At 73.9% G+C, this 14,306-nt stretch carries 8 protein-coding genes; 3 read left to right on the top strand and 5 right to left on the bottom strand.

The window, feature by feature from the left end:
* Positions 1-16: 16 nt before the first annotated feature.
* Together ACWDCZ_RS18320 and ACWDCZ_RS18315 are read right to left on the bottom strand one after the other, a co-directional pair.
* Complete coding sequence (locus ACWDCZ_RS18320; protein ID WP_449816390.1) at positions 17-2,863, bottom strand: hypothetical protein; 2,847 nt, start codon at positions 2,861-2,863, stop codon at positions 17-19.
* Complete coding sequence (locus ACWDCZ_RS18315) at positions 2,860-6,231, bottom strand: ABC transporter permease (protein WP_449816389.1); 3,372 nt, start codon at positions 6,229-6,231, stop codon at positions 2,860-2,862. Before ACWDCZ_RS18315 ends, ACWDCZ_RS18320 begins: the two co-directional genes overlap by 4 nt.
* A 430-nt stretch (positions 6,232-6,661) precedes the next feature.
* Between ACWDCZ_RS18315 and ACWDCZ_RS18310 the strand changes: the two genes are divergently transcribed.
* Complete coding sequence (locus tag ACWDCZ_RS18310; protein WP_049656422.1) at positions 6,662-7,393, top strand: ABC transporter ATP-binding protein; 732 nt, start codon at positions 6,662-6,664, stop codon at positions 7,391-7,393.
* A 123-nt stretch (positions 7,394-7,516) separates the two neighbouring features.
* Here the strand turns inward: ACWDCZ_RS18310 and ACWDCZ_RS18305 are convergent, their stop codons facing one another.
* The 3 genes from ACWDCZ_RS18305 to ACWDCZ_RS18295 form a co-directional block, all read right to left on the bottom strand.
* On the bottom strand, positions 7,517-9,139 hold the full coding sequence (locus ACWDCZ_RS18305) for an FAD-dependent oxidoreductase (protein ID WP_449816388.1): 1,623 nt from the start codon (positions 9,137-9,139) through the stop codon (positions 7,517-7,519).
* A 364-nt stretch (positions 9,140-9,503) separates the two neighbouring features.
* The gene (locus tag ACWDCZ_RS18300) at positions 9,504-11,123 is read right to left on the bottom strand and encodes an alpha/beta hydrolase (RefSeq protein WP_198959396.1); all 1,620 of its coding nucleotides are present in this window, start codon (positions 11,121-11,123) and stop codon (positions 9,504-9,506) included.
* A 415-nt stretch (positions 11,124-11,538) separates the two neighbouring features.
* Entirely contained in the window at positions 11,539-12,144 is a 606-nt protein-coding gene (locus tag ACWDCZ_RS18295; RefSeq protein WP_449816387.1) for a TetR/AcrR family transcriptional regulator, read from the bottom strand.
* Between the two features lie 200 nt (positions 12,145-12,344).
* Here ACWDCZ_RS18295 and ACWDCZ_RS18290 point away from each other — a divergent pair, with 200 nt between their 5' ends.
* Both ACWDCZ_RS18290 and ACWDCZ_RS18285 read left to right on the top strand, forming a co-directional pair.
* Positions 12,345-13,610 carry an FAD-dependent monooxygenase gene (locus tag ACWDCZ_RS18290; protein WP_449816386.1) on the top strand — a complete coding sequence of 422 codons (1,266 nt, stop codon included), beginning with the start codon at positions 12,345-12,347 and terminating at the stop codon, positions 13,608-13,610.
* A 57-nt stretch (positions 13,611-13,667) separates the two neighbouring features.
* Positions 13,668-14,189: a MarR family winged helix-turn-helix transcriptional regulator gene (locus tag ACWDCZ_RS18285; RefSeq protein WP_449816385.1), complete on the top strand. Its 522-nt coding sequence runs from the start codon at positions 13,668-13,670 to the stop codon at positions 14,187-14,189.
* Positions 14,190-14,306: the final 117 nt, after the last annotated feature.

Below are 14,306 nucleotides of genomic sequence, written 5' to 3'. Positions count from 1 at the left end.
GCTATCCGTGCCGGCCTCATTGCCGTTCCCCCGCTCGCAGTTCGGTGGCGATCTGGCGCCGGCCGGCGACCAGGGTCTCCAGCACCACGCCGAGGCCGACCACCAGGGCCAGACCGGCGGTGGGCAGCAGCACCGGCAGCACCGCCGGGGCCAGGGTCTCGCCGACGGTGGCACCGACCAGCGCCGAGAGGTCGAAGGCGCCCCCGAGCAGGGCGACCGCGGCCAGCGCGACCAGCCCGCCGCCGACGGCCGCCGCCAGGGTCTGCGGCAGCGCCTCGGCGATGATCAGCACCAGGCCCTGCCGGGGCCGCAGGCCCATGGTGCGCAGCCGGGCGAGCACCGCCGTACGGTCCGGCGCGGCCCGCAGCAGCGTCAGCAGCACGGCCAGCAGGGCGAAGCCGGCGGCGGCGAAGCCCGAGTACCAGAACAGCCGCCCGGCGGCGTGCTGCACCGGGTCGCCGGCCAGCTCGGCGATCTTCTCGCGGCTGCTGTGCACCACGTAGCCGGGGGGCAGGCCGGCGGTGGTCTTCCCGGCCGCCGTGGCCTCCGCGTCGATCAGCTTGGCGACGCGCCCCAGGAGTTCGCCGCTGCCGATGGCGCGCTCCCTCAGCAGGGCGCGGACCCGGTCCGGGTCGACGTCGCCGACGGCGAACCACTTGTTCACCCGGTTCGACCGCTTGAGCTCCGGCAGGTGCTCCGCGGCGGGGCCGGCCGGCACCACGACGAAGGGCTTGCCGGGGTCCGGGAAGGCGGGCGTGGCGGTGACGATCCCCGCGACGCTGGTGGCCATCTGGCTGCCGGAGGGCGTGCGCACCTGCGGTGCGCCCGAGTCCAGGTGCGCGGCCAGGTCCCGGCTGAACAGCGCGGGGACCGGGCCGTCCTTGCCGCCCGGGGCGGCGGTCAGCTTGGCCGGGTCGTACCCGCCGACCCCGACGGTGCGGGAGATCTCCGCGTAGGCCTCGGGCTCGACCACCACCAGGACGGCCTCGGCGGTCTCCCGGTCGGCGCCGACGAAGGTGGCCCGCTCCTCGATCCACGCGCCGGTCGCCGCCCGGACGCCGGGCAGTTCGCCGGCCGCCTTGGTGAAGGCCTCCGGCAGGTTGGCGTAGAGCGGGACGGAGACGGACACGTCGCCGCCGGTGGAGAGCCGGGCGGCACGCGCCCGGGAGTGGTCCACCGTGTCGAGCACGGTGGCCCCGAAGCCGGTGGCGGTGACGGCGATCAGCAGGGCGAGCAGCGGCAGCGCGGAGGGCCGCCGCCGGCCTGAGTTGTCGCGGGCGGCCCTGACCAGGCCGAGGAAGCCGACCAGTCCGCGGCCGCGGCCGGCGAGTGCGGCCAGCCAGCCGACCACGACCGGCTCGATCCTCGCCAGCAGCAGGCCGCCGGAGACGGCGAGCAGCAGCGGGGCGGCCACCAGCAGCGGGTCGACGCCGCTACCGGGGTGGCCGACGCCGCGACGTCGGACCTCGGCCACGGCCGCGGCGGTGACGGCCAGCACGGCGAGTTCGCCGACCATCCGGCGCCAGCCGCCGGCCGCCCGCGGGCGCGCCCAGAGCAGCGCGGCCCGGACTGGGAAGACCAGGATCGCGAGCAGGGTCACGGCGAGCGCCAGCAGCACCGGGGTACCCCAGCGCGGGGTGGGCAGCAGCACCAGCGCGAGGGCCGTGCCGAGCACGGCGGCGGGCAGCACGGTCACCGCGCCCTCCCCGAGCAGCCGCAGCAGTACCCCCGTGCGCGAGCCGCCGCGGGCCTGGAGCAGCCGGATCTCGGCCGTGCGCCGGTCCGTGCTGAGCGCCGCGGCCAGGCAGAGCACCACGACCGCGACGCCGGCGACACCGGCCGGCCCGATGGCGCCGAGCGGGGCCGCGGCCTGGTAGCGGGCGGTGGCCCGGGCGAGGACGTCCGGCATCAGCGAGGTGGCGTGCAGGTCGGCCCGGAGGGTGGCGTCGATCAGGGCGGTCATGCCGGGGCCGGCCGTGTACGAGCCGAGGACCTCGCGGGTGTGGTCGAGCTCGTCGGCGCGCAGCGAGCCGGGGTCCACGGGCAGCCGCCAGAAGTTCTGGCCGCTCGAACCCCAGCGGGCCAGCGCGGTCAGGCTGCCGCCGTCGACGAAGCCGCTGGTCCAGTACCACGCGTCCTCGCCCTTGACGCCCAGGCAGGCCCTGGACGGGCAGCCGAGTCCCTCCCAGAACGGGTCCTGGGGGTCGTTGACCCGGTAGAGGCCGGTCACGGTGGTGCGCAGCGCGACCGGTCCGTCGGTGCCGCTCTCGATGACGTCGCCGACCTTGATGTTGATGGCCTCGGCGGCCTGCTGGCTCAGCGCGATCGGCAGCGGGCCGTCGACCGGGGCGGGGCCCGGCCAGGTGCCCGCGGTCAGCGTCGCCCGGTCGGCGAGGCCGTGCAGGTAGAACAGGCCGAGCCCCGGGATGGCCCGGTCGGAGAGCCGGGTGAACCCCGGGTTGAACATCTTCCGCTCGGTCTTGATCCGGGTGCCGTGGACCTGGGCGGACGCGCTCAGCGGCAGCTGCCGTCCGATCTGCGCGTCGAACTTCCGCTGCAGGGCTTCGAGGGCGGCGCCGTCGTCGCCGGGGGCCAGCCCGGAGGTGACCTCCAGGTTGGTGACGTTGGTGCCCAGGCCGCGCGTGAACTCCTGGAGCGCGCTGTCCGCGTTCCGGTCCGCGATGCGCGGGAAGGCCGCCGCCAGGAAGACGGTGACGAGCGCGAGGGCCGCCGTGAGCAGCGCGGCCAGTGGCATCGCGCGCAGCCGGGTGCGGACCCAGGGCGCGGGCCGGTGGGCCCGCGCCGGTTCGGGCGCCGACGGCGGCGCGGGGGTGGGCACCGTGGTGCCGGCCTTGGTGGTCACATCTCCTCCACGTGGCGCAGCCGCGCGGCCACGTCTCGACGCCGGCGGCCGATCAGGAAGGCCGACAGCAGCGGGACGACGGCGATCGCCCCCGCGAACAGCAGCGCCTGACCGAACGGCAGCTCGACCAGGGCCTCCGGCACCGGGCGGCGGGCCGCCGGGGTCAGCACCACGAAGGGCACGATCAGCCGGACGAGCAGGGCTCCGAGGGCGAGGCCGACGATCCCGCCCAGGCCGACCAGCACCGCGTTCTCGGCGGCGACGGTCCGGGTGACCTGCTTGCGCGGGGCGCCCAGGGCGAGCAGCAGCGCGGAGTCCCGGGAGCGCTCGTGCGCCGAACCGGCCACCGCGGCGGCGAAGCCGATCGCGGCGAGCACGGCGGTGACGATCGCGATGGCCATCAGCGCGCTCTGCGGGGCGGCGCCGACCGGGTCGCCGAGGAGGCCCTCGGAGACCTCCTCGTAGAGCGCGAGGTCCTGGCTGCCGGGCGCGCCGCGCAGGGCGGCGGCGGCCTCGGCCGGGATGCGGTCGCCCGGCCCCGTGGCGGGCAGCCACCACTCGGTACGGGAGGGCAGGTTGCGGTCCTGGACGGACAGCATCCGGGCGACCGAGCCGAGGTCCAGCAGCAGCGCCCGCTGGCCGGCCACCGGGAGGGCCTCGACCGCGCCGGTCACCTTGACCGGGACGACGACCCCGCTGAACGGCACCTGGAGGGTGTCGCCGACGGAGGCTCCGACGGACTTCAGGTAGTCGTGGGTGGCGACGCCGTTGACGGCGGCCGGCAGGGGCGCCCCGGTCGGGCTCAGCACCGCGCGGATCGGGTCTCCGATGCCGCCCGCGGGGTGGTAGCGGACCGTGAACAGGCTGTCGGCGGCGGCCGCTTCGGAGGCGAGCGCGGCCACCGGCGAGCCGCCCGCGCCGTTGCGGGACTCCGGCGGCTTGATGGTCCAGCCGGCACCGGACGGCACCGGGACGGCGGTGGACGGTCCGTCGGCGGTGTCCGAGACGGCCAGGTTCCGCAGGGTGACCTCGCCCTCGCTGCGGTCGCCGAAGGCGACGTTCGCGCCGACCACGGTCAGCGGGGCGGCGACCGAGCCCACCGGGGCGTCGACCAGCGCGCCGAGCCGGATCGAGGAGTGGACCTGGCCGTTCATCGGGAGCTCGCCGAACGGGACCTTGTGGACCAGGCCGAAGCGGTCGCGCAGCAGCAACCGGACCTCGGGCTGGATCGGGACGCTGGTGAACCGCGAGTTCTTCGGCTCCTGCTGGCTCACCGCGATGTCCGCGTCGATCCGCAGCGGGCTGCCGGGCAGCGGGATGCCGGTGGGGGCGGGGGAGGCGAGCGAGCCGAAGACCTCCGCGCCGGTGCGGCCGTCGAGCAGGTCGGAGCGGACCGGGACGCGTTCGGCGAAGGCGGCGGCGTCCACGGCCATCAGCTGGCCGGAGCCGCCCTGCAGCGGCTGCTCGTCGCGCACCACCGCGACCAGCCGGTCGCCGCCGGGCAGGCTGCCGTAGCGGCCGCCCTGACCCATCGGCGCGTTGTGCGAGCCGGAGATGCGCAGGCCGCCGGCCGTGGCGAAGGCCGCCTGGTCGCGCTGGGAGGCGGTCCAGGTGGCGTGCTGACCGAGCGCCAGGACGCCGGTGGCCACGGCCATGACGAGGAGCAGGACGGGGCCGGTGGCGCGGCCGGGCCGGCGGGCCAGCTGCCAGCCGACCATGGCGGGGCCGAGGCCGCTGCCCCGGGCCGCCGCGCGGGCGCCGAGCCGGGCGACGACCGGCAGCAGCCGCAGCACCACCAGGGTGCCGGCGCACAGGGCGAGGGTCGGGGTGGCGACCAGCAGCAGGTCCACGTCCAGCCGGCCGGTGGAGTCGGGGGACAGCCCGCCGCCGTACTGGTCGAGCTGCTGGTAGGCGAGCGCGGCCAGGGCGAGCACGGCGATGTCGCCGCCGTTGCGGGCGACGCCGGAGACCACCGCCTGGCGGCGGCCGGCCCGGCGGCGCAGGGCGGCACCGACGCCGCGCACCACGCTCGGCACGGTGGCCAGCAGGATGCAGGCGAACGCGCAGACCACGGCCACCGGCCAGAGCGACCAGCTGATGCCGGTGTCCAGGGAGACCTGGTGGGCGCTGCCGAGGCCGGCCAGCGCGCGGACCAGGAACGGGGTCAGCAGCGGCGCGAACACCGCCGCGGGCAGGGCCAGCAGCAGCGACTCCAGCGCGGTGAAGGAGCCGAGCCGGACGGCCGAGGCGCCGCGCGCGGCGAGCATCTCGTTCTCGGACTCCTGCCGCGCGGCGATCAGGTGCACGACCAGCAGCAGGGCCGCCGCGGCGAGCACCGCCAGCTGGAGGGCGCCGATCAGCAGGGTGGACCGGGCGACCACCATGCTGTCGGACAACTCGCGCATGGTGTCGGGCAGTTCGGTCTTCGCGGCGAGCGAACCGGAGGTCCGCAGCTCATCGGAGAGGCGCTGGGCGCGGTCGCCGACGGCCTGCGCGGCGGCCCGGTCGACGCCGGAGAAGTCGGCGTCCAGCGACCAGCCGCGGCTGCTCTGGACCAGGCCGGCCGTGGTGAAGGCGCTCTGGTCGACCATCATCGGGCCGAAGGTGGTGAAGCCGGCGACCTCGATCTCGTGACCGCCGACCGGGTCGATCCGCCAGTACGGGGCGGCCGGGTCGGTGGCCCGGTAGACGCCGGTGATCCGGACGGTCAGCGGCTTGCTGTCGTTCCGGTCGACCAGCCGGACCTCGGCGGGCAGGGCCTGCTGGGTCAGACCGAGCCGTCGCAGCAGGCTCTGCGGGACGGCGGCCTCCGGGGCGGCGGACTGGGCCGGCCCGGTGGCGGCGCCCGGCCAGGCGCCGGCCATCAGTTGGACCCGGCCGCGGTCGAGGTCGGCGAGGACCGTCAGGTCGAGCTGGGCGCCGGGGGCCTGGCCGGCGGAGGCGCCGGCTGCGCCGGTGCCGCTCGCCGGGCTGCCGGTCGCCGGGCTGCCGTTGGCCGCGGTGCCGTTGGCCGGACTGCCGTTCGCCGCACTGCCGTTCGCCGCGCCCCCGGAGCCGGGCAGGCTGTAGGAGCGGCTGCGCATCACGCTGTCGGTGTGCACGGGCAGGTCGCCGAAGAGCTTCTGCCGGTAGGAGGCGAGCGCCTCCTCGTCCTTCGTCCGCTGGTCGAGCCCGTGCTCGCCGGTCACCGTCACCGTGGTCCGTGCGTGACCGGGCCCTTGGAGCGCCTGTCGCAGGCCGGCCTCGCCGACACTGCTGTTGAAGGCGACCAAGGCGGTCAGCACGGATGTGGTGATCAGCACCGCGAGCAGGACGGCGGCAGCCAGCGGCACTCGTCCGCGCAGTCGGCGCACGACGAAGCCGAGCATCAGGTTCCTCCCCCGGACTTACGTCCCCGGTTGCATCCCCGGGCCCCGCTCGTCGGTCCGATCCGAGTGCCGATCCGCGTGCAGATCGGTCACAGATGGACACACCGCGGGCACACCGGCGCATTGATCACCGGCTATCGGTCGCCGGATAGCGGACGATGCTGTCAGATTCGATCCAGGAACGGAAGGGACTTGCGCGAATCAAGTAAGCAGTGAGCAAATTCCTTTCATTGGTAGCATCCCGGCCGGGGATGCCCTACTTGAAATGCCATGAACACCTCACAAATCCGGCTTCGGCGCACTCCTTTGGCCCGGGACACCGACTTCTCGGATTCCCGCCCGGGAACGTGAACCGCCGGAGCACTCATATCCGTAGAACCGGACGGGACCCGGATGGAACCGGGCCGCCACGCCCACAGGGGGACGCCGCATGACGCAGCCTCAGGCCGCCACCGCCGACACCACCACCCAGCCGATGGTGGCCGTCACCGACCTGCGCCGGAGCTTCGGCACCGGTGAGCGGACCGTGCACGCCCTGCGCGGCGTCTCGTTCACCGTCGGCCGCGGTGAACTCACCGCGCTCAAGGGCCGGTCCGGCTCCGGCAAGACCACCCTGCTGAACCTGGTCGGCGGCCTGGACGCACCGACCGGCGGCAGCATCGCGCTGGACGGCATCGACCTCGCCTCGCTGGACGAGGATGGCCGGCTCGCCCTGCGGCGGGAGCGGATCGGCTTCGTCTTCCAGTCCTTCGGGCTGATCCCGATGCTCACCGCCGCCGAGAACGTCGGCGTGCCCCTGCGGCTGCGCAAGGCCCCGGCCGCCGAGCGCGAAGAGCGCGCCCACACTCTCCTCGCCCTGGTCGGCCTCGCCGACCACGCCAACCAGCGCCCCGGCGAGCTCTCCGGCGGCCAGCAGCAGCGCGTCGCCATCGCCCGTGCGCTGGCCAACCAGCCCAGCCTGATCATCGCCGACGAGCCGACCGGTCAGCTGGACTCCGAGACCGGCCGCTCGATCATGGAGCTGCTGCGCGCGGTGGTGCGCAGCGAGGGCGTCACCGTGCTGGTCGCCACCCACGACCCGACGCTGATGGGTCTCGCCGACCGGGTGATCGAGGTCCGGGACGGACGGATCGTCGAGGAGGAGGCGGAGCAGGCCGCCTAGCGGAACGGGCCCGAGCCCCAGGGCTGATCCCGGTGTGCGCTACGGGTGCGCGTGACCGGACTGCTCTACGGGAGTGGGGATGCGGGGTGCCTCCCCGCCCCCGTGGGGCGCCGGCGCTCGGACTCAGGGCCCGGCCGGGATGATCGATTGGGCGTGGTGGAACACCTCCTCCCCGTCCCAGTAGGCCTTGGTGCGTTGCAGCCGTGGGTAGTTGCCCTTGTAGTAGAGGCGCGGGTAGTCCGGGTCGGGCTCGTCGGCGGTGCCCAGGTCGATGTCCGGGTAGTTGACGTAGGCGCCGTCCGTCGCGGTGTCGACCTCCGGGACACCGCCCGTCTCCCGGTAGACGTCGCGGTACAGCCCGCTCAGGTAGGCGAGGTGCTTCTCGTCCTCGGCCGGGTCCGTCCAGTGCGTCTGGTACTGCAGCTTCATGATCGAGTCGCGCTGCGGGACGGCCGTCTCCTCGGGGCGGCGGGCGTTGATCCGGCAGCCGTAGGAGTCGATCTGGACCACCGTGTTCGAGAGGTCCACCCCCTCGACGTCCCGCGTCAGCCAGTCCCAGAAGGCGGCGATCTGCGCCGGGGCGAACGGCTCCCGGTGGTAGGCCGACTTGTGCTTGCCCCGCTCGTTGTCTCCCGAGGGGTTGAGCGTCATGGTCGCCTGGAACCAGGGCATCCGGCGCCGCTTGTCCGGGTAGGGCAGGAACAGCCCGCCGGCCGAGCGGGTCTGCACCACCGGGCGCGTCGTCATCCCCTGTTCGACGGCGGCCACGAAGGCGTCGAGCGGGGCCGGGTCCGCTCCGTCCCACTGGCTGAACAGGACGACGTTCCCGTTGGAGTGGTGGGTGAGCTTGAGGATGGCGAACAGCCCCTGGTACACCGCCTCCCGCGGGCCGCTGTGCTCGGCCATGAAGGCGCCGAAGTTGGCCACCAGGGTCTCGAAGTCGGCCGGCCGCCGGAGCAGTTCGGCCCAGGGCCAGGCCACGCTGCTCAGCCAGACCCGGGGCGGCGGCTGGGGCACGTCCGACGCGAAGTGGTAGCGCAGCACCACCCCGAAGTTCCCGCCCCCGCCGCCGGTGTGGGCCCAGAAGAGGTCCTGCTCGGGCGAGCCCGGCGCGTCCTCGCGGTGCGCCTTCGTCACCACCGCCCGGCCGCCCCGGACGGTGACCACGTCGACCTGGACGAGGTGGTCGACGGTGAGCCCGTGCCGCCGGGAGAGCAGGCCGTACCCGCCGCCGCAGACGTGCCCACCCGCGCCGACCGAGTAGCAGGACCCGGCGGGCAGGGTGACGGCGTACTCGCGGAACAGCGTGGTGTAGACGTCCCAGTTGGTCGCGCCGCCGTCGACGCCGTAGGTGGGCCGGCCGAACTTGTCGGTCGAGGCGGCGACGCCGCGCATCGTGCCGAGGTCGAGGATGACGCCCTGGTCGTTGTCGACGAAACCCTCGTAGCAGTGCCCGCCGCCGCGGACCGTCGGCCGTAGCCCGGCGTCCAGCGCGCGGTTCACCTCGGCGACCGCGTCGGCCTCGTCGCCCACCAGCCGGATGTAGGCGGGACTGCTGCTCCACCGCTGGTTGAAGCCCTGGGCGAGGGTCTGGTAGCGGGGGTCACCGGGGAGCACCGACCGCCCCTTCGGCAGCTCCCGGCGCGCGCCCTCGGCCGCCGCCGCGCCCGTGGAAGCGGCGGTGATCCCGGCGGCCGCCGCGCCGGCACCGCCCAGGAATCCCCGCCGGGAGAATTCGTACCGCATGTTCCGTCCCCACTTTCCCGAGTCCGAGAGAAGCCGGCGGCCCGCACGCTAACACGGATATCCGGCCACGGGAATCGGTTAATGGAAAGTGTGACAGTACGTCATTCCTGCTGGTCCAGCCTGGTCTTGACCGTCACCTTGACGCCGGAATCCCATTGTCAGTGGCATGGGCTATGGTCGCCGACGAATCGCAGGAATCCGCTCCACGGGAGGTTCGATGACGATCCGTCTCCGCGTTCTCCGTGTTCTCCGGGCCCTCCCGGCCCTCCGGGAACTCGCCCGGAAAACACGGTCGTGGTGGCCGGCTGCACCGCCGACCACCACGACCGTCAAACCCTCCCCCGGATCACCGGGGGCCGTTCCGTCAGACCGCCGGGAAGATCTCCGCGTCCGGCTTCAGCAGCTGGCCGGCCGCCGGCGCGGTGCCGTCGACCAGGTAGCGGGTGACCATCTTGTTCAGCGCCTGGCTGCGGCCGACCGCGCAGTGCTCGATCGAGTCGACGCTGACCAGCACCGCGTTGCCCAGCTCCTGCTGCATCCGCTGGGCGAACTTGTACTGGGTGGCCGGGTCGTAGAGGTTGCCGATGACCATCACGGTGTTGGAGGTCTTCTTGTTCCACGGGCCGGAGAAGCGCTCGGCGTCCCGGGCCGGGGCCGGCCAGCTCGCGCACGCGGGCGCGTCGAAGGCCTGGTAGCGGCCGAAGGTCGGCATCTCCTTCTCCCAGGCCTTGGCCGCGTTCGCGAACACCCGGTCGTTGGAGGGGTACGGCTTGTCCTGGCAGTTGACAGCCATGTAGGAGTCGTCCGCGGTGTACTCGGAGTCGACCGGGGCCTCCCGCAGCGCCGTCCGCGGGACGTCCACCGAGAGCAGGTTGGCGTCCTCGTCCGAGACGTTCGCCTGCGGGGCCAGCAGGGCGGCCGCGGCCGGCTTCTGGAACACCTGGTAGGTCGCCTGGAGGGACTTGGCCAGCGGGGCCAGCTTGGCCTGCGAGTACAGGGCGCTGGCCACCTCGCCGGTGAAGCTGCTCAGCGTCACCTTGGAGCCGTTCGGCAGCGTGATCGGGCTGGTCCGCAGGTGGTCGCGGAGCTGGTCGAACTTGGCCCGGGTGTCGCCCTCGCCGAAGGCGCAGCGCGGGGCGCCGGCGGTCTGGCAGCGCTTGAGGAACTCGTCCAGGGCCAGCTCGAAGCCGTTCGCCCGCTGGCGGTCGTACTCCAGGCCGTTGTGCAGGCGCAGGTTCGGGTCGACGTTGCCGTCGACGATGATCGCGCGGACCTTGTTCGGGTACATGTTGGCGTACGTCGAACCGATCAGGGTGCCGTAGGAGAACCCGGCGAAGGTGAGCTGGGCGTCACCGACGGCGCGGCGCATCCGGTCGAGGTCGCGCACCACGTTGATGGTCGACATGTGCTCGATCAGCGGGCCGGCGTTCTTGCTGCACGCGTCGGTGTAGTCCTGGTCCGCGTCCAGCGTCTCGTTGATCTCGGCCTTGGTGACCGGCACGCCGACCATGCGGTTGGTGACCGCGTCGGCGTCCTCCTGGGTCTTGAAGCACTTGAGCGGGTTGCTCCGGGCCACGCCGCGCGGGTCGAAGCCGACCAGGTCGAACTTCGACTGCACCTCGGTGCCGAAGCGGGCGGTCGTCGCCCACAGGTAGCCACTGCCGCCCGGGCCGCCCGGGTTGAGGAACAGCGAGCCGATCCGCTTCGACGGGTCGCTCGCCCGCCGCCGCATCATCGCGATGCCGACCTTCTCGCCCGACGGCTTGTCGTAGTCCAGCGGCACGGGGTAGACGGCACAGTCGTAGATGCCGGGGTCCGGCTTGGTCGGGTCGGGGTTGCACGGCGTCCAGGCGACGGGATCGACCTTCGCCTCGGCCAGGCTCGGGGTCTGGTCAATAGGCGCTGCCGAAGCGGCGGCGGCGGTGCCGGTGACAAGTGCGAGAGCGCAGGTGACCGCTCCGGCCAGCGTGGATATGCGGGACAAGGAACCTCCTCCGTACTGAAAGGGCGGCCCCAGCCTGTCAGTCGGAGATCTCCGTGGGAAGACCTGGGAGCGGCGTAAATCATCCACCCGTCATGTGACACATCGCGAAATATTCTGTGAATGAACCAACTTGACGGTTGATTGACCTGAGATTTCGTCATCCCGCGTTGCCGATCGACCGTCGGCCGTCCGGGTTCGGTGGGGGCGGGCGGCGTCCGGCGGGGGGTCTGCGCAGCCGACAAGGGCGCGGATTTCCCGCGCGGCCGAACACCCAGGGGCTCCCGCTATTGCGCGATCGGCATCGAGGGCACGGCGCTCCCCGCCGGTGCTCGGCGGCCCGTGGAGGGGAGATGGTCCCAGGCCTGCCGCTCCTCGCCGGCGCGGCCCGGCTCGCGCCGGCGCGTAGCGGCACGCCTCAACTCGCGGCCGCTCCCCGCAGGGCGGCCGCCACCAGTCCCTGGATCGCGTCGACACCGGGCTCGCCGCCGCCCACCAGGTGCTCGAAGACCAGACCGTCGACGCAGGCCAGCAGTGTGGCGGTCCGCCCGTCGGGGTCGGTCACGCCCTGGTCGGCGAGGAACGCGCGGACGGCGGCGCGCCCGGCGTTCTCCCGCGGGACGAGGATCTCGCGCAGCTCGGGATCGCGCACACTCTCCACCGCGCAGGCGTACCGGGCCAGCGAGCGCCGCCGCCCGTCGCCGGACAGTCGTTGCCGCATCAACTCGGCGATGCCGTCGGCCAGTTCCTCCGACGAACGGACCGGCACCCGCTCCCCCATGGCGTGCAGCTCGCCCTGGTCCAGCTCCACCAGCCGCCGCACCAGCGCGGTGAGCAGGGCCTGCCTGGTCCGCAGGTAGGCCGAGGTGGTTCCGACCGGCAGCCCGGCCGCCGCGTCGACCGCCCGGTGGGTCAGTCCGCGCACCCCGAGGTCGGCCAGCACCCCGATCGCGGCGTCCGCCAACACCGTCCGGCGGTCCGGCCGCCCCGCATCGTCCCGTTTCTGGCCCTCGTGTCGCCGCATCCCTCCTTTCTACCGGGGCCGCGGCACCCGGCGCGCACCACCTCGGTCCGAGCCGACCGCCGACCGCCACCCCACCACCCCGAACCGCCCCGGCGGACCCCGTCGGACCCGCCCCCACCCCCGTCCACCTGCCGACAGCCCCGTAGTACGCTCCTTCTACAGATGTAGAAAGCGGCGCGGCAACACGGGAAGGACCGGGCATGAGCAGCAGCAGCGCGGTGGTGGTCGGGGGCGGCATCGGCGGACTGGCGGCCGCGATCGGGCTCCGACTGGCGGGGTGGGATGTGACCGTGGTCGAGCGGGCGGCCGTCCTGGACGATGCGGGCGCCGGCATCTCGCTGGCCGCCAACGGGATGCGCGCGCTCGCCGCCCTGGGGGTCGGCGAGGCGGTCGAGGCTGCCGCCCGCCGCCAGTACACCGGCGGCACCCGGACGCCGGATGGCCGCCGGCTCGCCGCGATGGACGGTGCGGCACTGGAACGCGAGCTGGGCGCCCCGATCGTCGGGATCCCCCGCGCTGCTCTGCACCGCATCCTGCGCGAGGCGCTGCCCGCCGAGTCCCTGATCGTCGGCGCCGAGGTGACCGAGCTGGACACCACCCGGCCGTTCCGGGTCCGGGCCGGGTTCGGCGGCACCACCCCGGCGACCGACCCCCAGCAGGCCAACCCCCGGCAGGCCGACCCCCGGCACGCCGACCGCCAGCACGCCGACCGCCCGAAGGCCGACTTCCTGGAGGCCGACCTCCTGGTCGCGGCCGACGGCATCAACAGCCGGCTCCGGCGCCGCCTCTTCCCCGACCACCCCGGGCCGGTCTACAGCGGCTCGACGGTGCTCCGGGCGATCACCGAGCGCCCGGTCGACGGACTGAGGGCCGACTTCGAGATCACCTGGGGACACGGCGCCGAGTTCGGCCACATCGCCTTCCCGGACGGCACCGCCGAGTGGCACGCGGTCCTGAACGCCCCGGCCGGGGTCCGCTACCGGGACCCGCTGGCCGAGGTCCGCCGCCGCTTCGCGCCCTGGCACGAGCCGATCCCCTCGCTGCTGGCCACGACCCGGCCGGAGGCCGTGCTGCACCACGACATCAACGAGCTGACCACCCCGCTGCCCTCCTACGTCTCGGGGCGGGTCGCACTGCTCGGCGACGCGGCGCACGCCATGACGCCCCATCTCGGCCAGGGCGCCTGCCAGGCCCTGGAGGACGCGGTGACCCTGGCGGCGGCGCTCGCCGAGGCCCGGACGGTCGAGGGCGCGCTCGCCCGGTACGACGCGGCCCGCCGTCCGCGCAGCCAGACCGTGGCCCGGGACGCCCGCCGGGCCGGCCGGATGGGCCAGCAGCTGGCCCACCCCCTGGCGGTCGGCCTGCGCAACGCCGCGATCCGGCTCACCCCGCCCGGCGCGATGGTCCGGACCGTCCTGCGGCACGCCGACTGGACGCCGCCGCGGATCGCTCCGCGTGCCGCCTAGGCACAAACCCATGGCCCCGCTTGACGCGAAATCAGGTTAGGCGCCATATTACTTCTCGTGGCCCAGTACTCCGCGGGCGGTCCCACCGCCCCCAGCCTCGACCAGGCGCGCCGCCAGATCGCCCGCTACGGCCTCTCGGCCGATCCGCAGGCGATTCTGGTCGCGACCCGGCTGATGGCGGCGGGCGCCCGGATCAACCAGGCCGGCGAGGTGCACTTCGGCCGCTTCGGCCTCTCCACCGGCCGCTACCGACTGCTGGCGGACCTGGAGGACCACGGCGGCGAGAAGTCGCCCTCCCAGCTCGCGGCGAGTCTCGGCGTCTCCCGGGCGACGGTGACCGGCCTGGTCGACGGCCTGGAGCGGGAGGGCCTGGTGGCCCGCCGGCCGTCCACCGAGGACGGCCGCGGCAACGTGGTGATCCTCACCGCGCGGGGCGCCGACCGGCTGCGGGAGCTGGCGCCCGAGCACTTCGCCCGGATGCAGGCGCTGGTCGGGGGGCTCTCCACCGAGGAGCGCGCCACCTTCCTGGACCTGCTGGGCCGGGTGGTCGCGGGCATGGACGCGCTCACCGAGGACTGATCCGCACCCAGGCGGGCCGCCGTTCGGCGGCCCGCCAACGAACAACCCCCAAAGTTTGGGAAAAAAGAACAAAAAAATAGTCACAAAAAAAACAAAGAAAAGAAAAGCGCAACAATG

The sequence above is a fragment of the Kitasatospora sp. NPDC001225 genome (assembly GCF_053597855.1).
The sequence above is the reverse complement of the archived record's forward strand: the minus strand, read 5'-3'. Positions and strand labels throughout refer to the sequence as shown.

Excerpts from the sequence above, each read along its gene's own strand:
- ACWDCZ_RS18295 (WP_449816387.1), bottom strand. The coding sequence starts at position 12,144 with ATGCGGCGACACGAGGGCCAGAAACGGGACGATGCGGGGCGGCCGGAC.
- ACWDCZ_RS18305 (WP_449816388.1), bottom strand. The coding sequence starts at position 9,139 with ATGCGGTACGAATTCTCCCGGCGGGGATTCCTGGGCGGTGCCGGCGCG.
- ACWDCZ_RS18290 (WP_449816386.1), top strand. The coding sequence starts at position 12,345 with ATGAGCAGCAGCAGCGCGGTGGTGGTCGGGGGCGGCATCGGCGGACTG.
- ACWDCZ_RS18310 (WP_049656422.1), top strand. The coding sequence starts at position 6,662 with ATGACGCAGCCTCAGGCCGCCACCGCCGACACCACCACCCAGCCGATG.
- ACWDCZ_RS18315 (WP_449816389.1), bottom strand. The coding sequence starts at position 6,231 with ATGCTCGGCTTCGTCGTGCGCCGACTGCGCGGACGAGTGCCGCTGGCT.